This is a genomic window from Bacillus sp. PK5-006, from assembly GCF_054161415.1.
Genome location: NZ_CP096414.1, coordinates 197,768 through 216,110, shown reverse-complemented (window position 1 = coordinate 216,110; position 18,343 = coordinate 197,768). Strand labels below are relative to the sequence as shown.

Annotated in this window: 20 protein-coding genes; 4 read left to right on the top strand and 16 right to left on the bottom strand. The window is 42.7% G+C overall.

Annotated features, from left to right (window positions below; genetic code table 11):
* Positions 1-6 precede the first annotated feature (6 nt).
* The 5 genes from isdE to M1D84_RS01020 form a co-directional block, all read right to left on the bottom strand.
* Complete coding sequence (gene isdE / locus M1D84_RS01040; protein ID WP_044334339.1) at positions 7-894, bottom strand: heme ABC transporter substrate-binding protein IsdE; 888 nt, start codon at positions 892-894, stop codon at positions 7-9.
* A 76-nt stretch (positions 895-970) separates the two neighbouring features.
* Entirely contained in the window at positions 971-2,782 is a 1,812-nt protein-coding gene (locus M1D84_RS01035) for an NEAT domain-containing protein (protein WP_044334341.1), read from the bottom strand.
* Positions 2,783-2,801: 19 nt separating this feature from the next.
* Positions 2,802-3,455, bottom strand: coding sequence for a heme uptake protein IsdC (gene isdC / locus M1D84_RS01030; RefSeq protein ID WP_103131848.1), 654 nt, complete (start codon positions 3,453-3,455; stop codon positions 2,802-2,804).
* Positions 3,456-3,475: 20 nt separating this feature from the next.
* Complete coding sequence (locus tag M1D84_RS01025; RefSeq protein ID WP_458106375.1) at positions 3,476-3,934, bottom strand: NEAT domain-containing protein; 459 nt, start codon at positions 3,932-3,934, stop codon at positions 3,476-3,478.
* Between the two features lie 369 nt (positions 3,935-4,303).
* On the bottom strand, positions 4,304-4,636 hold the full coding sequence (locus M1D84_RS01020) for a winged helix-turn-helix transcriptional regulator (protein ID WP_025093788.1): 333 nt from the start codon (positions 4,634-4,636) through the stop codon (positions 4,304-4,306).
* A 177-nt stretch (positions 4,637-4,813) separates the two neighbouring features.
* Between M1D84_RS01020 and M1D84_RS01015 the strand changes: the two genes are divergently transcribed.
* From M1D84_RS01015 to ribD, 3 genes are read left to right on the top strand one after another with little or no spacing between them, the layout of a single operon-like run.
* Positions 4,814-5,668: a VOC family protein gene (locus tag M1D84_RS01015; protein WP_103131789.1), complete on the top strand. Its 855-nt coding sequence runs from the start codon at positions 4,814-4,816 to the stop codon at positions 5,666-5,668.
* A 16-nt stretch (positions 5,669-5,684) separates the two neighbouring features.
* The gene (locus M1D84_RS01010; protein WP_024427515.1) at positions 5,685-6,446 is read left to right on the top strand and encodes a GTP cyclohydrolase II; all 762 of its coding nucleotides are present in this window, start codon (positions 5,685-5,687) and stop codon (positions 6,444-6,446) included.
* Positions 6,433-7,524 (top strand): bifunctional diaminohydroxyphosphoribosylaminopyrimidine deaminase/5-amino-6-(5-phosphoribosylamino)uracil reductase RibD, encoded by a 1,092-nt coding sequence (gene ribD, locus M1D84_RS01005; protein WP_151862762.1) that lies wholly within the window; start codon positions 6,433-6,435, stop codon positions 7,522-7,524. The genes M1D84_RS01010 and ribD overlap by 14 nt, the downstream gene beginning before the upstream one ends.
* Positions 7,525-7,568: 44 nt before the next feature.
* On the opposite strand, the gene M1D84_RS01000 is transcribed toward ribD, so the two are convergent.
* The 7 genes from M1D84_RS01000 to M1D84_RS00970 all read right to left on the bottom strand — a co-directional run bounded on the left by M1D84_RS01000 (position 7,569) and on the right by M1D84_RS00970 (position 14,672).
* Complete coding sequence (locus M1D84_RS01000) at positions 7,569-7,937, bottom strand: VOC family protein (protein WP_034281355.1); 369 nt, start codon at positions 7,935-7,937, stop codon at positions 7,569-7,571.
* Between the two features lie 312 nt (positions 7,938-8,249).
* A complete protein-coding gene (locus M1D84_RS00995; RefSeq protein ID WP_213404697.1) occupies positions 8,250-9,098 on the bottom strand; it encodes a polysaccharide deacetylase family protein in 849 nt (282 codons plus the stop codon).
* Between the two features lie 65 nt (positions 9,099-9,163).
* Positions 9,164-9,493: a PTS lactose/cellobiose transporter subunit IIA gene (locus tag M1D84_RS00990; RefSeq protein ID WP_024423898.1), complete on the bottom strand. Its 330-nt coding sequence runs from the start codon at positions 9,491-9,493 to the stop codon at positions 9,164-9,166.
* Between the two features lie 19 nt (positions 9,494-9,512).
* The gene (locus M1D84_RS00985; protein ID WP_024423899.1) at positions 9,513-9,836 is read right to left on the bottom strand and encodes a PTS sugar transporter subunit IIB; all 324 of its coding nucleotides are present in this window, start codon (positions 9,834-9,836) and stop codon (positions 9,513-9,515) included.
* 12 nt (positions 9,837-9,848) lie between these two features.
* Positions 9,849-11,282, bottom strand: a complete 1,434-nt coding sequence (locus tag M1D84_RS00980; protein ID WP_213404696.1) for a glycoside hydrolase family 1 protein — start codon at positions 11,280-11,282, stop codon at positions 9,849-9,851.
* Between the two features lie 31 nt (positions 11,283-11,313).
* Positions 11,314-12,624 (bottom strand): PTS sugar transporter subunit IIC, encoded by a 1,311-nt coding sequence (locus M1D84_RS00975; protein ID WP_039182533.1) that lies wholly within the window; start codon positions 12,622-12,624, stop codon positions 11,314-11,316.
* An 89-nt stretch (positions 12,625-12,713) separates the two neighbouring features.
* Positions 12,714-14,672 (bottom strand): BglG family transcription antiterminator, encoded by a 1,959-nt coding sequence (locus tag M1D84_RS00970; RefSeq protein WP_213404695.1) that lies wholly within the window; start codon positions 14,670-14,672, stop codon positions 12,714-12,716.
* Positions 14,673-14,808: 136 nt separating this feature from the next.
* Between M1D84_RS00970 and M1D84_RS00965 the strand changes: the two genes are divergently transcribed.
* On the top strand, positions 14,809-15,018 hold the full coding sequence (locus tag M1D84_RS00965; protein WP_249366009.1) for a hypothetical protein: 210 nt from the start codon (positions 14,809-14,811) through the stop codon (positions 15,016-15,018).
* Positions 15,019-15,066: 48 nt separating this feature from the next.
* Here M1D84_RS00965 and M1D84_RS00960 read toward each other — a convergent pair whose 3' ends face one another.
* The 4 genes from M1D84_RS00960 to nhaC form a co-directional block, all read right to left on the bottom strand.
* A complete protein-coding gene (locus tag M1D84_RS00960) occupies positions 15,067-15,492 on the bottom strand; it encodes a YwqH-like family protein (protein ID WP_024423904.1) in 426 nt (141 codons plus the stop codon).
* Positions 15,493-15,779: 287 nt separating this feature from the next.
* Positions 15,780-16,043, bottom strand: coding sequence for a YwqI/YxiC family protein (locus M1D84_RS00955; protein WP_024423905.1), 264 nt, complete (start codon positions 16,041-16,043; stop codon positions 15,780-15,782).
* Between the two features lie 37 nt (positions 16,044-16,080).
* Positions 16,081-16,506: a YwqH-like family protein gene (locus M1D84_RS00950; protein WP_024423906.1), complete on the bottom strand. Its 426-nt coding sequence runs from the start codon at positions 16,504-16,506 to the stop codon at positions 16,081-16,083.
* A 295-nt stretch (positions 16,507-16,801) separates the two neighbouring features.
* Complete coding sequence (gene nhaC, locus M1D84_RS00945) at positions 16,802-18,208, bottom strand: Na+/H+ antiporter NhaC (RefSeq protein ID WP_103131793.1); 1,407 nt, start codon at positions 18,206-18,208, stop codon at positions 16,802-16,804.
* Positions 18,209-18,343: the final 135 nt, after the last annotated feature.

The following is an 18,343-nucleotide window of genomic DNA, read 5'->3' as shown; positions in this document are numbered from 1 at the left end:
CGCCGCTTATGACGGATACAACATACGAGTCAATGCATCTAATGCTTCTGCTGCCTTTAAATTGCCTGTTGTCCCGAATAAGCTTTCTTCGAGGTCATACACCCGGTCTTGTTTGACCGCATTAAAATGTTTCCAGATGTCATTTGTTTTAAATTCTTGATCAAACATTTTGACGACTTCATCGGGCATCCCATGTGCGGCTCGGAGAATGATATCTGGATTGGCTTTTTGTAAATACTCCGTATTGGATTCCAAATACTCCATTTTCTCGCCTTCCACAATGTTCTTTCCTCCTGCGATACGCACAAGATCACCAATATATGAATTCTCTGTCGCCACCAAATAACTGCCTGGCACACCAAGCAAAATCAGAACGGACGGCTTGCGTTTTCCTTTCGTCCTCTCTTGAATGTCTTTCTTTTTTTGCTCAAACTCAGACACAATGCGTTCAGCCTGCTTCTTTCTGTCATACTGATCTCCAAGCTTCGTGATGGCCTTCTCCATGTTGGACATGCTCTCAAGATTTAAGTATGTAGCAGGGACACCTGCTTGCTGAAAGGGTGTCTCTAAATCATATTGAAGGGTTGTGACAGACAGGACATCTGTCGGTTGAAGTGATTGGATGATTTCCATGTCCGGGCTCATTGGGTTACCGACTTCCGGCAGTCCTTTGTAACGAGCTGGCAAGGATTTTTGACTTGTTGGCACCCCGACAAGATCCACCTCTAAAGCATCCATGATCTCCGCAGCAGCTACAGTCGTTGCCACAATGCGCTCATTTGATTCAGCGCTTTTTTTGCCTTTTACTGAGCTTTCATCTGACTGTGAGCAACCCGATAAAATCACGCACACACTCAAGGCAGCGATCAGGGTACATAATATTCGATGCTTCAAAAACAGAAGCCCCCTTTCGAAAAAAGAGAGTGGATGCGCCGAGGTAAAAGGCGCATCTCACTTAAAATAAAACGAACTATCTTGTCCGTGTTTGATATTTTCTAACGAGTACGAATAACGAAGCGCCGAATAAAAGAATATACACCCAAAGAAGAGAGGTATCTCCCGTTTTCGGATTCAGCTGTCCAGACTCAGATTTGGTTTGATCATCTAATGGCGTAAATGTCATCTGCTCCGCACCCGTTTCCTCAGGTGCTGCATTCTCAAGTTGATTTATTTGAGAATCGTGATCATTTGGATTTTTGACAAAGCCGATACTCTCATCGTCTCCAATGACCGTTGAAATTCCGCTTCCCTCACCAGGAGCGATTCCTTTTGTGTCATAGACAAGTTTGACATCGTACTGCTCATGGTAGTTTGCAGCTGGAATATCAATCTTTACGCGTGCAGCCTGAGCTCCACTTAAACTTTTTGCTTCATATTGAATAACACGTGTATCTGCTTTTTCATCTGTTTTCGCAACAAGAGTCTCTTCAAACTTTCCGCCTGTTCCTACTTGGAATGACGTGATGGCTGAGCTGTTCTTCACTGTATATGAAACGAAATGGCGGCCATTTTTTACAACCAGTGTCGCAGGACTCACGACGTAATCGTTCATGCGAGAAAGCTCATCCTTGTCTGCTTTCTTCATTGAGAAAGGAAGCTTGTATACACCATCTTTTAGCTGAGCCGTCTCTTGATTTGCTCCGCCGTTATTTGTTTCTGTTGTTGGTGTGTTTGGCTTTGGTGTTTCTGGTGCAGCTGGTTTTTCTTCCTCTACCACCTGCCCGTCCTTCACTGGAGCGATACTCTTTGAATCAAATTGAAAACGAATATCGTAGGTTTGGTCATAGTTAGCGGCTGCTACTACAATGTGTACTTTTCCTTTGACCTCGTTTTTCAAATCATCTACATCAAATGAAACCACTCTTGTATTCTTTGCTTCATCCTTGCTGACTGTTTTGGCTTCTTGATAAGAACCGTTTTTCTCTGTTTTTAAAGAAGCGACAGACTTATGGTCCTTCACCGTAAAGGAAATGGTTTGCTTTCCATTTTTGACAGTTAAGGATGCAGGGTGTGAGAAGTAATCACTCATTCGAGATGCCTCATCCGTATCCCCTTTTAGCACACTGTAATTAATACGATATACGCCATCTTTTAATTGATTTTGCGCAGAATCATCTGGTTTTGTGCCATTGTTATTGCCTGGTGTTGTCGGTTGATCGTCTGGTTTTGTACCGTTTTGGTCATCTGGTTTTGTTTCGTTATCGTCTGGCTTTGTACCGTTTTGGTCATCCGGCTTTGTTTCGTTATCGTCTGGCTTTGTACCGTTTTGGTCATCTGGCTTTGTTTCATTATCGTCTGGTTTTGCAGGCGTAACGAGTGTTAGGCTGCTTTGATCAAATGCAAGCTGTACGTCATATGCTTCGTCATAAATAAAGCCGCCTAAATCCCAGTAAATTTTCACCCAGCCGTTTAATTTCGCTGATAAGTCGTCGACATTAAATTTGATCACACGTGTATTGGCTGTTTCGTCCTCACTGACCGTTTCAGTGGTAACGAGAGCACCATTTTGTTCGACCTTGAAATCTGTTATTTCTTTGCTTTGCTTCAGTGTGACATAGGCTGTTTTCTTGCCATTTTCCACAATCAGCTTAGCTGGCTTTTCTGTATAGGTATCCATCATGGACGCTTCTGTGCTGCCGTTTTTTAAAATGGTGAATCCGACTGTGTATTCACCATCAACGAATGATGCCGCTTGAGCTGTTCCTTGAGGAATCTGAAACGCAGTCAACAAACTGAATAAAACGAGCAGAATGGCTGCCTTTAGATGAAAAAGACGTTTCAAATGGTGACACTTCCTTCCGTTAATGCTTGATGATCCACTTTCTTGCTAAAAACCCGCCTGAACATAAGACAAGCACAAGGAGCCACCCTATTTGGCTTGTATCACCAGTTTGAGGATTTTCTTCTTGTTTCGTTGTGGATGAATCAGCTTTGTTCGTTGATTCTTTTGATGGCTGCTGACTTTCTGCTGCACCCGCTGATTGATTTGCACTGTTAGACGAAAGTGACTTGATGCTGCTTTCATCAAATTTCAGCTGAATGGTGTAATCATGATCATAATCAGCAGATTTCACAGTGACATGAATTTTTGACGTGATTGGTTTAGACAAGCTTTGAGCCTGGAACTGAACGAGCCTTGTATTGGCTTTTTTTTTTGTTGAGAGAACGGTTGTATCGACATAGCCGCCATTTCCTGGTACTTTAAATTCCGTTACCCAGCTGCTATTTTTAATCGTCATTTGCACTGTCAGGTTCCCATTTTTCACTATCACTTTTGCTGGCTTCAGCCAGTAATCATTTGCCATTGAGACCGCATTTCCTTCAGCTTTCAGCACTGTATAATTGACGGAGTATGTACCATCCTTTAATGCGGCAGCCTGTGCGTTTGAAAAAGGCAGCATAAGTGCCAGTAAAAAAACCGCCATGAAGACTGACAGCCTCATTCTTTTTTTCATCAAGCGAATTTCCTCCCTTTCTATTGAACAGATGCCGCATCAAACTTGAGACGAATGTCGTAATTGCCTGTATATCCGATAGCCGGTACAGTCACACTCACTTTTGCTGGTACGACCTCAGTCAGGCTGTTCACATTGAATTCTACTGTCCTCTTATTCGCAGCTGTATTTGTACTAATCACCTTCGCATCTTTGTAGACACCTTGATCGAGCGTCTTAAAGCTTGTAATCCAAGAGCTATTCGTTAACGTGACATGCGCTTTGATTTTTCCATCCTTTACGACAAGCTTGGCTGGTTTTTCGAAATACGTATTCGCTGTTGAAGTCGAATCGCTATCAGCCTTCCAAACCACATTTTGCGCTGAATATTGACCATCTGCTAAGCCAGCTGCTGAGGCTGAGCTAACAGGAGCTAGAGCAAATAATAGAACAAAACTAAGGAATAATAATACGGGTGATGTTGAACGAATGACTTTCATGTGAGCCCTCCTAAATGATATTGATAATTATTCTCAATAGACAATAAAAAAAATAACCTTCATAAGTGCTGGAACACACTTATAGATGATTATGATAATCATTATCAATTGAGTTGAAAAAATAAATCTTTGCTTCCTAAAGTCAAAGATGTCTGCTTCTAAATGATGGATTGATAAGAGTTTTAGGCAATCTGTCCCATTCATAATACCATGGCATAACCTCCATTCCATTACAGGGAAAAGAACCCTCTTCTCCTTGATATTATATAATGGGTGAAATAATTGTCAATATCATTTTTCATACTATTGTCTTAGTTTTCTGGAAAATCACACAAAAAAATTTCGATCAGACACACTGATCGAAATGGATTAAGAAGGAACATGTTCCTCCATTTTGCTGTTTTTACGCTCTAAAGACCAAGCATACATTTCACGAATAATCGGTTCAATTTTCTTCCCTTGCACCGTTAATTCGTATTCAATCCGCACTGGAATGTCGGGATATACTTTTTTCTCAACAAGTCCCTCAGCTTCTAAATCCTTCAGCCTTTCTGATAGTAATCTTCCGCTGATGTTCATTTCATTTTCAAGCTGACAAAAACGCTTAGGCCCTGTCAGAAGCTGATTGATGATGAGAATGACCCACTTCTTGCCTAGAATCTCCATGGCATCTGTAATTGGGCAGCCATCTACTTGAGCCATATCTTACTCCCTCCTGCTTTTTTCTCTTTTTTTCATTATAACATAATTAATTACTTGAAATAAGTCACTAACTATTATATAGTTTAGTTACTAAAAGTAACAAGGTATTTATTTTTTATAGATTTTCAAAAACATTTGAACATGCCGATGCATATATCATGAAGGAGATGACCGAGCTTGAAGACAATTGAGCAGCTAAGGCTGGGTGTGACAGAATTACATGTGTCCAGCTTTGATCGTTCTTTACCTTTTTATACAGACATTTTAGGATTTACTATATTAGAAAAGACCGATTCCACGGTGACACTTGGCAGCAATGCAAAGGAACCGATTCTTTTGTTAAAAGAAGATGCACAGCTCAAAGAAAAGCCTGATCATGAGCCAGGACTTTATCATTTTGCTGTTTTATTACCTACCAGAAAAAACCTGGGCACATGGCTGGCACATGTGATCAAAAAAGGCTATCCTTTAATTGGAGCAAGCGATCACTTTTTCAGTGAAGCCATTTATTTAAGTGATCCTGACGGCATTGGCGTAGAAATTTATGCTGACCGTCCTCAGGACATTTGGGTAGGTGAGCATGGAGAACTGAAAGGTGGCGGAAATTCACCGCTTGATGGAGATGGTCTCCTGCAGGAAGCCGCTGATACCACATGGGAAGGACTCCCTGCGGGCACAGTGATGGGACACTTGCATTTCCATCTCAACCCAGAAGAAGCAGATCCTTTTTATGTCCATACGCTCGGTTTTCATATCCGAATGGCTCCACCAGCAAGCCTATTTATCGCCGCTGGTGTATACCACCACCACCTTGCCTTTAATGCATGGGGACGCGGACGAAAAGGAGCCATTGATCCACGTTTCTCAGGAATTAGAAGCTATACACTGGTTTTCCCAGAAGAAGCAGACAGACAATCCGTCATCGAACGCCTGACAAAAGCAGGCACTCAAGTCAACACGACAGGAAAAAGCAGCGAATTTGTTGATCCATTTGGCGTTCTCGTTCGTTTACAGATTGAAGAAACAGACTAAAAAGAAGGTGCAGAATATGGACAAACACACAGAGCTTAAAACAGCCATATTAAAAGATAAAATCAAACGAGTACAGCAAGAAGACGGGTATATATATATCACTGGACCCATTAAACTGCCAGTGAATTTAGACGGCAGAACTGTCATGTTTAATTGGTATTCATGGTTAAAAGATGATGGAAAAGAGCCATTGTCAGACGAAGCTTTAATTGAAAGCCTCTCGTCCCGCCAGCTTGCTGATCATCAGCAGTCAAGCGTTCTTGTATATGGAGATTTTGAGCACGCTGACGAAGCTCTTATCCGCATGCATTCCATTTGCCACACTGGCGATATTTTTGGAAGCAAGCGCTGCGACTGTGGATTCCAATTGAAGCAGTCTATGCGAATGATTGAGGACAATGGAGCAGGAGCCCTGTTTTACTTAGCCAATCATGAAGGCCGCGGCATTGGTCTTTTCAGTAAAGCCATGGCTTATATTCTTCAAGAAAACGGCTACGATACAGTAGAAGCGAACGAAGCACTTGGTTTTGAAGATGACACACGTCAATACGAAGAAGCCATTGCCGTTCTTCAAACACTTCGTACAAAGCCGGTCAGACTCATTACCAATAACCCGAAAAAGACAGATGCGATCAGCCATGCAGGTTTATCTCTTTCTGGACGCATTCCGCTTTGGGGAGATGTCTCTGAATTTAACGAAAAATACTTGCAGACAAAAATCAACCGCTCAGGTCACATGAAGGCGGAGCAAGAGGTGCGTACGATTGCCACATCATGAGCGATATATGAAGCTAGCCCTTGATAATGCACGGGCAATGAAAGGTCAGACATCTCCGAATCCGCTCGTCGGGGCTGTGATTGTGCGAGAGAATGAAATTGTTGGAGTCGGTGCTCATATGAAAGCCGGTGAACCGCATGCTGAAATTCATGCACTTAACATGGCCGGGGACAAGGCAAAAGGAGCCACGATTTATGTGACCCTTGAGCCTTGCTCCCATCATGGGCGCACAGGCCCTTGCGCGGAAGCACTTGTGAAAGCCGGCGTCGAAACCGTTGTCGTGGCGGCACTTGATCCAAACCCGCTTGTCGCTGGCCGCGGGATTGCCATTTTACAAGACGCGGGTATCCAAGTCATCACGGGCGTACTTGAACAGGAATCCATTCTGATGAATGAAGTATTTAATCACTTTATTACGAAAAAAACACCTTTTGTGACGCTCAAAGCGGGCATTACCTTAGATGGGAAAATCGCCTCTTCCACGTCTGACAGCAAGTGGATTACATCTGAGACATCCCGTTATGATGCTCACCATATCCGCAGTATCAATGATGCGATTTTGGTCGGTGCTCAAACCGTCATTCACGATGATCCTTCATTAACTGCGCGGATTCCAAATGGAAACAATCCGATTCGAATTGTCTTAGACTCAAAGCTGTCAACACCACTGACAGCAAAGATCGTCACCGATCAGATGGCACCTACATGGATTTTTACAACAAAGCAAGCCGATGAGGAAAAACGAGCGGCCTTAGAAGCAGCTGGCGTTCGAGTCTTCATGACAGACAGCGACACGCGGGTTCCCCTGCAGGAAGTGCTTCAAGTGCTGGGAGAAAAAAATATCTCCTCTCTCATGATTGAAGGCGGCGGCCAGATTAACGCCTCGTTCTTAGAACAGCAGCTTGTAGATAAATTGGTCATCTATATGGCGCCTAAGCTCATTGGCGGACGACTTTCCCCTTCCTTTTTCGGAGGCGAAGGCATACGCCTCATGAGTGATGCCATTGAACTGGATCAACTCACCGTGGAACCACTCGGAAAAGATATCAAAATGACGGGCTATCCCGTTTATCAATAACAAGAAGGCTGTCGAGAAAATCTCGACAGCCTTCTTGTTGTCTTCTAGTCTCTTCTCTCTAAAAACTCAATTCGATTCCCAAAAGGATCTTCTACATAAAACCGATTGGCTCCCTCCAATGGCTCATCTTCTCTTATACGAATGTGATGCTTCAATAATGCCTCTTTTAATTCCGATAGACTCTTTACAAGAAAAGCCGGATGAGCTTTCTTTGCAGCTTGAAAATGTTCCTGAATGCCAATGTGAAGCTGATGATGACCGCATTGGAACCAGACACCTCCGCGTTTAGCTAGATTACTAGGCTTAGGTATTTCTTTCATCCCTAAAATTTCGCCAAAAAACAAACGAGCTTTCTCTTCACTGCCTTTTGGAGCAGCTAGTTGAACATGGTCGATTCCAAAAAAGTTTGACATATTCCCTCTCCCTTTCTTTTCTCAATTGGTTTTTCTATGTAGGGTTTCTTAAGTTTTGCGTTGCTGAGCAATATTTGATTGTTACTTCATTGGCGGGCTTGATACTTTGAGTCTTTCATTGAGGTGTTTCTTACGATGTAGGGTTTGAATGACAATTTTAAAAAACAGAACTCCCCTGGTCATGAAAGTTCTGTCCATCTAAGTCTCTCTTATAATAACAGTTGAAACCAAGACATATCATGTCAAGGTGTATGGGCGGTGATTCATTTTGGTGAAACTTGTCGTAAAATGTTTCATGTGAAACATTGATCGTTACTTCCCTTCGACCAGCCTACCAAAGCTTTCTGGTGAAAGTCCCGGTGAAATGCGGACGCGGTGCAAGGACATCATGCCTTGTTCCTTCTTCGCATGTCCTGGTTCGGTGGTGACAGCCATTTGATATCCAGCTTCCTTCGCCAGCTTCAACGTCTCTTCATTATAGCGCCCGACAGGATAACTGACCATTCTCGTACGCTGAGAAAATCGCTGATCGAAGAATGCCTTTGATCCTTTTAATTCCTCTTCCTGCTGCTGCTTTGATAATCGATTGAGCTCTAAATGATGAATCGTATGACTCTCAATTGATATCCCATGTGCCATCATCTCATCCATTTGCTCATCCGTTAAGTGATGTGGACGGCCAATGGATTGCTCAATCATGAAAATCGTTGCTTTCATTCCATACTGCTTTAAAATTGGAAATGCCTTTGTATAGTTATCCGTATATCCATCATCAAATGTAATGAGGACACTCTTCTTACTTGGCATCGAATTTGTTGTGAAAACGCGGTACGCCTCTTCTGGCGACAGTGTGACATAGTCATTGTCCTTCAGCCATTTCATATGAGATGCAAATTCGCTCTTTGGCACACGTAACGAGTTGCCGCTTGAGATACTATGATACATCAAAATCGGAAGCTCGACCGGCTCGTTTTGCTTCATCCAGGTTTTTGTCTCTATCACTGCCGTTTCTTTTTTCTGCTGAATCTCTTTTGTTTGTAATGGACCCTTTTCCTCTTTGACGACTTGCTGGCTTCCTTCCGCCTGCTCCTTTATTCCCATACAGCCCGAAATGAGCAGCAGCATAAGACCAATCGTCATCAGCCTACATGTTTTTTTCATTCACCAATCCTGCTTTCTCTTTATCTACCGAATGATTATAACAGAAATTGGTTATTCATTGACAACTATTTTGACAGGGTATTCATTTTTTTACACATTTCGATCATTTCGATGGCGAGCAGATGGATGGTCTCTGTTGTGAGCATTTGATCTTCTGCATGTATCAGCAGTAAAGAAAACGGAAGCTGTTCACCTGCCGCTTCTTTTTGAATCAGCGACAAGTGCAGGTTGTGGATGCTTCGAAACGCTTCCTCCCCTTTTTCGATCAACTGCTGCGCTTTTTCAAAATCATCAGCTCTTGCTAGACGAATCGCTTCTACATAATGACTTCTTGCCTCGCCTGCATGGGCAATGATTTGAAAGGCTGCTCCCTGCATTTCCTCTAATACCGTCATCTGCTTCTCCTCCAATTATTCAAGATTCATTTGCTAGTTTCAGTGCATGCTCTAGAATTTTTTCTCCGTTTGCTGTTCCGTATAATCTCACATTGACGACATCGACAGGTATTTGATAGGGAGCCGCTGTTTTTTCTGCTGCTTTTTTCATAAAACTAACTTGCGGTCCAAGTAAAATCGCCTGTACATCCTCTCCATGCTCTTCTAGTTCATCCGCAATGGCTCCTTCAGGTATAGCATAAATATAGTAATCCAGCCCTTTAGCTTCTGCGGCAGCCTTCATTTTGGACACCACAATGGACGTTGACATTCCTGCTGCACAAGCGAGAATGATTCGTTTCATATCCCATCACTCCTATTGATAAATGACTTCTGTTTCAACCTGCAGTTCCCTTGTTTTGATTAATGTCTGGTACCAATACGCAGATGCTTTCAGCTGACGATTTCGTTCATTCTCCAGCTGGATTTCGACTAATCCGTAGCGGTTTTTAAAGGCATTCATCGGTGAGACATTGTCTGTAAATGCCCAAAGCATATAGCCTGTGCAATTTGATCCTTCTGCTTTCGCTTGAAGTGCCCGCTTCAAATGCTGGCTGATAAATGAAATGCGATACTGATCATCAATGATACCGTCTTCTGTTTTAAACCGTTCTTCCTTTTCTACACCCATGCCATTTTCGGCCACAAACCACTCAATATTTCCGTATTCTTCTTTTATTCTCATCCCCATATCATAGACAATCTTCGGATAGATTTCCCAGCCTCTGAAAGGATTCATTTTTCTCCCTGGAAGCTCAAACATATCGTAATAATAGGATGGATGAAAAGGTGTTCCTTCGTTCCAAGCCTTACTCGGTGCCTTGACACGATGCGGATAGTACAAGTTAAGCCCAACGACATCCACCGTATGATTCTTGATGATCTGAAGCTCTTCCTCTGTGGAATCGAAAAGAATATCATGCTTTTTCAACACATCGATCAGTTCCTCTGGATACTCCCCTTTGATGGAAGGATCTAAGAACATTCGATTAAAAAACAAGTCATACATACGTGCCGCTTCTTGGTCATGCGGGGCAGACGATCTTGCATACGTCACTTCTGGATTGAGAATCACGCCGATTTTGGCTCCTGTCGATTCCTTCAACCCCATCTCCCGAAACAGTTTCACCACTTTTGCTGTTGCCAGAGCTTTATGATAGTTCCACTGCATCCATTTCTTCGTATTTTGCTCAAACGGATATCGTATCGCATCTAGATAAACACGTGTCTGAACAACAATCGGTTCATTAAAACTAAACCAATGCTTGACCCGGTCTCCGAAGCGCTCAAACACCTTTTCTGCATAGAGAACAAACAGCTCGACAACATGCTTTGATGACCATCCGCCGTACTTCTCAAGCAAAACGGCAGGAAGTTCATAGTGCTCTAAGCAAAACATTGGTTCTACACCTGCTGCGATTAATTCATTGATCAGATCATCAATGTAACGAGCATAGGCCTCATCCACTATCCCATTCTCGTAATCTATGAGAAACCTCGACCAATTGATCGATGTCCTGTAATGTGTCAGCCCAATCTCTTTCATTAAGGCTACATCTTCAGGGTAGCGCTCGTAAAAGTTTGTCGCACCAGCAGGACCATAGCCTTCGTGCCACACGTGATATCCTTCCTTATACCATAAGTCGATGTACGAGTCCTGATGCGCCCGCTTTCCCTTCCATCCCTCGGTCTGCCAAGCAGAAGCCGCAGCACCTAGGATAAAATCACTTGGAATCTCAATTCTGTTCATGTCGCCGCCTCCCTTTTCTTCCTCTGAATGTTTATTCTGAATCTGGTGCTGCTTCTGGCTTGCGGTTAGACAAAAGAACAAACGGTAAATAGATGAAAACAGCAACCACAATACAGATAAGCTGTGTGATGACAGCGCCCATGCTGCCAGCGGTAGACAGCCATGCATTTACAAGCGGCGGTGTCGTCCACGGCACCATCACGACCGCTTTTCCAGCGAATCCTGTAGCCGTCGCAATATACCCAATCGTACCTGTCACAAGCGGCGTGACGATAAATGGGATCGCCATCACAGGGTTTAGCATCACAGGTAATCCAAAAATAACGGGTTCATTGATGTTGAACAGTCCGGGTCCAGATGAGAGCTTGGCAATGCTTCGCATCTCTTCCCTTCTCCCAGCAATAAAAATCGCAATCAAAAGACCAATGGTCACACCTGAACCACCGATGCTCATATACACATCCCAAAACGGCATCGTGATGATATTCGGGATTTCTTTCCCCTCTTGAAAGGCTGTCATATTCACTGCAATCGATCCTAATAAGAGCGGCTCCCGGATCGGCTTAATCATTTGATTGCCATGGATGCCGATCACCCAGAAGAATTGCGCCACAAACATCAACGTTAAAATCCCAGGCAGCCCCTGTACAACACTTTCTAACGGACGCTGCACCACGTTATACACTGCTTCATGCAAATAAATGCCTGTCACACGATGAAATGCAAAGCCGAATGAACTAATGATTGTAATTGTAATGATCGATGGGAAAAGTGACGAAAAAGATGTTGCCACATTCGACGGAACCGAATCCGGCATCTTGATTTGCAGCCATTTCACCTCGGTCAGCTTACAAAAAATCTCCACAGATACGATCGCAATGATCATCCCTAAAAATAAGCTTTTTGGATCAGAAAATTGTCTTGCCAACACGTCAACAACCTCACGCATCGATCCATCGACTTCAAGAAGAAGTGTCGTTGGAATAACAGATATAAATGAAATCAATGCCATCAATCCTGGGAACAGAGACTTGTGACCGTTGATTTTCCCAAGCTCAATCCCAATGAGGAACACAGCCCCAATGGTTAAAAAGTTCAGCGTGGCATAATTGATTGCCTTCATAATAGGCTGAAGCTCTGCTAAAAACCTGAATATCTCAAAATGAGCAAGCCCTGTCTCCGGGCTCATGATCATATTCGCCACCAGTACAGCAAAAGCTCCTGTAATGATGATCGGCATCAGTGTGACAAATGCCTGTTTAATCGCCATAATATATTTCTGGTTGGTGATGCGATAAGCCACATGCCCCATAACATCTGCCGCTTTCTCCTTGAAGCTCATGATCCGTCTCCCCCTTTGCAAAAACTCGTGATCATCCTCCTTTTTGATGTTATTTTAAAAGCGCTTTCATTAACATCTAATCTTTTTCCTCACAGATGCGGAAATGGGTGCCGCGTTTTTCCATTTGGATGCTCCAATACTTGAAGCGCAGCTGTCAGTTCTTCAAATGAAGCGGCTTTGATGAGCTGTTCCACCACTTCCTTCCGTTCTGTCAGCCGCACAAGAAATTGATAAAGCGACTGTAATTCTTTTTGATACGTCTTCTGGATGCTTAACAAGCATACGACTTGTACTCGATCTTCTCCCCACAGTACCGGCTTTTTCAACGTACAGATCGCACAAAACGTATCATCTGTTGCCGGTTTAATTGGATGAGGAATCGCAACCAAATGACCGAAAGATGTGGGTGACACTTGCTCTCTTTCTAACAATAATTGTTCGAACTCTTCTGGGATTCGATGCTGCTCCTTTAGCACGTTCACAAAAAATTGAAGAACCTCTTCCCTTGATTGGAGATCTTGCTGAAAAAATGTCAGCGCCGGACTCACATACCGCAAAACTCCTGCATCCTGTGAATTCTGCACAAATCGTTTCAGCCGCACAATATCATCGTCACTTAGAATCGTATGTACATCAATGACTGGCACCGGCAATGTGTTCTGAAGCGGAATGGTACTAATAATAAAATCAATGCTTCTTAAATCATACGAAGGAAGTTCCCCGACACTTGCAGTTCCAGCGATCTCCAGCCTTCCGTTAAAAGCTGCCGTGAGTTTATGAAGAAGAAGCTGGCTGCTGGCGACACCCGTCGCACACACAATAAGACATGTCTTCCTTACATGCTGTGATTTTGTCCGCTCGATTGCAGCCCCAATATGAAGTGCCAAATATCCGATTTCATCCTCAGGAATCTCAACACCCTCTTTTTCCTTCAGCCATCTGCCCATATAAACACCCGCCTCAAACGCAATGGGATAATGCCTTTTAATGTCTGGTAAATAAGGATTTCGGATGTTCATATCGTATCTAAAACGATGAATGGCAGAACGCAAATGAAGACTTAAACCAACGATCAGCTCCTTATCAAACTGAATATCAAGTGACATGTGCTCCTCTACATAAGCAAGCAATTGGTGAGTGAAACGAAAATGGTCTTCGTCCAGCAGATGAAATAGCGTATGGCCAGCCTCTCCATATGCCATCATCTTTGCTCCCATTAAGTGAATCGCAATGTACGCCATTTCAGATAACGGAAAATCAATCGCTAATACGCGGCGAATATCTTCTGCCATTTGTTGAGCTACTTGAAAAACTGGCTGCACTTGAATTTCTCTCAATTCCGCTTCTGGCATCTTGACCAGCTTTTTTTCTTCAATTCGTTTGCATGCGATGGCAATGTGGGTCACTAAATTACTTAAACCGATTTCTGATAGATGAAGTCCGGTAGCTTTTGTACGTGAACGCACGATGTCCTGAATCAATTGATACGTTTCTTCAGGTAACAATGCAGCATTCGCATGCTCCTGCTGAAACACATGCTCTGCCATACAATATCTTAATTTCATTTCATCGCCTGTCAGACGAAGGCCATATTTAGGCCGATGCGATATAGAAAGTCCATGCAATGAAAACAAGTGCCTGACAGCTTTCAAATCATTTTTCACTGTAGATTCACTCACAAATAATTCCTCTGCCAATCCCTCTAATTTGATATAGTCTTCTGACAGAAGCAGCCTTTTTAATAGATAAGCCACACGGTCCTCAGGCTGATTGGGAATAGAAGGTTCCTTTTTCTCATTCCTTTCTCTCAGTGAGGTTTTCAAAAATGTACGAAATGCTCCATAATCTTCAACGCTCAATGTATACCCTGCCCCGCGTTTAATATGCAGTGCGGCACCATGTTCTTCTAAGATCACTTTAAGCGCTTTCATATCCGTGCGGATGGTTCGTGATGTGACTCCGATCACACGGGCAATTTCTTCACTTGTCAGTTCCTGCTCCGCTTGCATCAATCGTTTCAGAAGCTCCTCCTGACGTAGAGATAGCATGGGCTCTCCTCCCTTGGCATTTACTTTTGCCTATCATCATAAACGAAAATAGAACTCTTTGCCCAGTATTTCTTTCAAATCGGGAACCTAGATATGGCTCATTCGTATGAATATGAAACTAGAGGAGGGATGCATTATGGGTACTTTTATGTTTGTTGTCATATTCGTTTTTTTAGGAGCCATCATTGCCAACCAGTTCACATCAAAGGATAAACGTGCATCTGCTAAGCGTTCTGCACATCATAGCTCAACGACAAGCACTTATACTGATTCGTATACCCATCACGCTTCTGATGCCTCCTGTGGGAGTGATTCAGGCGACAGCGGCGGTGGTGGATGTGACTAAACAAAAAAACAGCCGCTCTTTTATAAGACGGCTGTTTCGTTTATGGTTTTAAAGAGCTTTCCAGCCCCGTTCAATCAAATGTTTAACATCCTTTGCAAAATCCTCGCCCTTTTCCATCACGTCCTGAGCTCTTCCTGCAAAGTTACTGGCAACAGCCAGCTCCATTTTTTTCAATTCAAAGTGTAAGATTTTTTGATCAATCTCTGTTATATATTTTTCATATTCATTGTTGACGACGTCGTGCATCACGCTGTAAGCATCTTTCCGGTGGCGATGAAAGTCGGTTCCTCTCTCGCCTTTCCATGACGAATCTAGTGCAGGCTTCTTAATTTCTTTGATATCTGACTGGGCAAGATCTTGTTCTGTTCGAATATTACTTTTGGCTGTCTTTAACCGAGAGATCATTTCGTCAAATTCTGCACGTTTGTTCTCAATTCCCATATGCAGATGGTGCAGCATCTCGGATAAACTCATGTCATCCACCTCTATCTGACCTCATACGAAAGCACGGCGTGAGCGCCTTTGGAAACCATCGACTCACTTGATTTTTCCAATCCTGACATTTCTATCGTTCTGCTTTCATTAAGTATAGTATAAGGCGAAAAGCCTCAGGCTTAAATAGGGAAAAGGTGTCCTTTTAGCGACGCGTTTGGAAGAAAAACGGAATAATACAAGGTCTTACACCCTGAATTTAATATGAGACTTTAATACCACACTCACATTATGTCAATGGTACCCATAAATAAAAGCGATTGTGCTGATTATTTTGCAGCAATCGCTTCGTCTTGTTCTTTTAATGTTTTCACGTTAGAACGTGTATCCTGAACATTTTTAATTAAGGCTTCTTTAAAGCTTGAGACCATTTCGCTCACTTCTGCTTCACGTGCCGTCCACTTGGTTACAAATTCAAGGCTGTTTTCACCCGCTTTATCTGCTGCTTTTTTCATCGCTAAAGCTTCGACGGCTTGGGAGACTTCATCTAGTTTATCCATAACTGTTTGGTAGTTTAACTTAATTTGTCCCATTGTGATATCCTCCAGATTTGTTCAGCATGAAACTCGTTTACAAGCTGCTCCATGCTTTTGAGATCAAGCGTTTTGCGTCCTCTACTGCGTCTTCTCCTTTTTCAGCAAGACGTGCGGCGTCTCCAGCTAAGGAACTGGCAAAGGATAACGCAGCTTGTTCTGCTTCTAATGTACTGATTTTGAATTCGATACGGCTCACGTAGCGTGGGTATTGATCGTTCACGATCGTTTGCAGCGCATCATGTGCTTCATTTCGGTCTGTTTTGAAATCTTGGCTTCGCTCACCTTTCCAAGAGGTCCCAAGCTTTGGCTGCTTGATTTGCTTTAAATCTGTTTCTGCCGCATCTTGTTCACGTTCAACCTTGCTTTTCGCCTTTTTGAGTCGAGCGATTTTCTCTTCAATTTCTGCTTTTTTATTTGAAATGCCACCGTTAAGGGCAGACAGCATATCCGATAAGCTCATATGGGTTCCTCCTCCTGTCAAAAAATAAAAACGCTGCTTAGAGTCTCTCTAAACGAGCGTAAGGTGATTAGCACTTTTTCCAATATTGTTATTATAAGGTTCAAAGACTCATGTTTGAATAGGGATTTGTGCCCTTTTTATGGGATAAATATGCTTTCATTCTGCTTCACACTACCCCTTTCGACCTCATTTACAGGAGGTCTAAACTCCTGTTCGTTTGCTATATGTCACATATAGTCTCACGGTCCTAGGACAAACAAAGCCGCCCCGTTCAGGAGCGGCTTTTGCAAACGGCTTATGAGGCCGATTCTTCGCTTTCTTGTTGATCTTTCACGTACCAAATGAATTTACCCGTATATCCGTAAATGATCGCAAGACCAATGGCGACAAAGCTCAACCACATAAATGGTAAATAAGAGAATGTCGATACGCCAAGAATTCCTGCCATGTAAATCCCGTTATCTGACCATGGAACCATACCAGAGGTCATTGTTCCCCCGACCTCAGCGTTTCTAGATAGAACGCGTCTGTCTATTTTTAATTTATCATAGCTTTTTTCCATAATTTTCGGTGTAAGAATTAATGAAACGTACATTGCACAGCCGAAGATATTTGCGAAGAATGCAACAACAAGTGTAGATAGGGTTACATTCCCTGCATTATATAATTTCTTCTCGAAAGTAGCGACAATCACTTTTAAGACGCCGAGATATTCAAGTACTCCACCAAAACCAAGTCCGAGAATAATGACTACTAGAGATCCAAGCATATTCACAATACCGCCGCGATTTAACAGCGTATTTAAGAAATCTACATCTGAATTAATAGAGAAGCCATTGTATGCTGAACCAATCGCATCAGCTGGATTCATTCCTTGGAAAGCCATCGCCCAAATAGATCCTAAAAGAGCACCAATGGCTATAACAGGCATTGAAGGTTTCTTAAATACGAGCAGTAATACAACCACTACTGCTGGGATGACCATCCAAATGTTGATTGTGAATGTATCATGAAGGGCATTTTTCAAAAATTCTACTTTATCTTGATCAATGTTGCGTCCGCCATACATAAAGCCTGTAACCGTAAACATAATCGCTGTAATCACAAAGGCTGGTATGGATAAAACCATCATTGCTCGAACATGCGCCAGCACGTCCACTTTTGAAAGTGAGGAAGCGAGCACTGTACTATCTGATAATGGGGATAATTTATCTCCAAAATAAGCACCAGATAAGACGGCCCCTGCTACGATCGGAAGTGGAATACCAAGACCTTCACCAATTGCGATCATCGCAATCCCTGCCGTTCCAACTGTACCCCAAGAAGTTCCTGTTGCAATGGACATAATTGCACAGATAACAAGTGTAGCTAATAAGAATATATTAGGATGAATAAATTCTAAACCATAGTAGATGAGCGTAGGAACAACTCCACCTGCAATCCATGTTCCAACAAGTGCACCTACTGCAATTAAGATTAAAATGGCTTCTAACCCATTCGATATCCCTTTTGTAATCGCATTTTGGAGATCCTTATAGGAATGCCCCAATCGAATACCTAAAGCAATAACCATAAACCATGAGATAAACAATGCTAGCTGAATATCTAATTTGAAGTAAAGAGTAAATGATAAAACAATCGCTAAAAACAAGCCAAGTACAGCTACGACTTCTAAAATAGATGGTAGACGTGGTGATTTCATTGTGTTTCCTCCCTTTGTGCGTGCGTTAAGCGTTTTCAAAATATTGTGAAAAAAGTGTGTCAATTCGAAAGAAAGTGAATTGCCTGTTTTTCTCTTTTTCACAGGCAATTCCACATATTAATAAAATAAAATTTT

Bases quoted from the DNA above. Each gene is read 5' to 3' on its own strand.
- isdC (WP_103131848.1), bottom strand. From the start codon at position 3,455: ATGAAAAAAAGAATGAGGCTGTCAGTCTTCATGGCGGTTTTTTTACTG.
- M1D84_RS01025 (WP_458106375.1), bottom strand. From the start codon at position 3,934: ATGAAAGTCATTCGTTCAACATCACCCGTATTATTATTCCTTAGTTTT.
- M1D84_RS01020 (WP_025093788.1), bottom strand. From the start codon at position 4,636: ATGGCTCAAGTAGATGGCTGCCCAATTACAGATGCCATGGAGATTCTA.
- M1D84_RS01010 (WP_024427515.1), top strand. From the start codon at position 5,685: ATGGACAAACACACAGAGCTTAAAACAGCCATATTAAAAGATAAAATC.
- M1D84_RS01000 (WP_034281355.1), bottom strand. From the start codon at position 7,937: ATGTCAAACTTTTTTGGAATCGACCATGTTCAACTAGCTGCTCCAAAA.
- M1D84_RS00995 (WP_213404697.1), bottom strand. From the start codon at position 9,098: ATGAAAAAAACATGTAGGCTGATGACGATTGGTCTTATGCTGCTGCTC.
- M1D84_RS00990 (WP_024423898.1), bottom strand. From the start codon at position 9,493: ATGACGGTATTAGAGGAAATGCAGGGAGCAGCCTTTCAAATCATTGCC.
- M1D84_RS00985 (WP_024423899.1), bottom strand. From the start codon at position 9,836: ATGAAACGAATCATTCTCGCTTGTGCAGCAGGAATGTCAACGTCCATT.
- M1D84_RS00980 (WP_213404696.1), bottom strand. From the start codon at position 11,282: ATGAACAGAATTGAGATTCCAAGTGATTTTATCCTAGGTGCTGCGGCT.
- M1D84_RS00975 (WP_039182533.1), bottom strand. From the start codon at position 12,624: ATGAGCTTCAAGGAGAAAGCGGCAGATGTTATGGGGCATGTGGCTTAT.
- M1D84_RS00970 (WP_213404695.1), bottom strand. From the start codon at position 14,672: ATGCTATCTCTACGTCAGGAGGAGCTTCTGAAACGATTGATGCAAGCG.
- M1D84_RS00965 (WP_249366009.1), top strand. From the start codon at position 14,809: ATGGGTACTTTTATGTTTGTTGTCATATTCGTTTTTTTAGGAGCCATC.
- M1D84_RS00960 (WP_024423904.1), bottom strand. From the start codon at position 15,492: ATGAGTTTATCCGAGATGCTGCACCATCTGCATATGGGAATTGAGAAC.
- M1D84_RS00955 (WP_024423905.1), bottom strand. From the start codon at position 16,043: ATGGGACAAATTAAGTTAAACTACCAAACAGTTATGGATAAACTAGAT.
- M1D84_RS00950 (WP_024423906.1), bottom strand. From the start codon at position 16,506: ATGAGCTTATCGGATATGCTGTCTGCCCTTAACGGTGGCATTTCAAAT.
- nhaC (WP_103131793.1), bottom strand. From the start codon at position 18,208: ATGAAATCACCACGTCTACCATCTATTTTAGAAGTCGTAGCTGTACTT.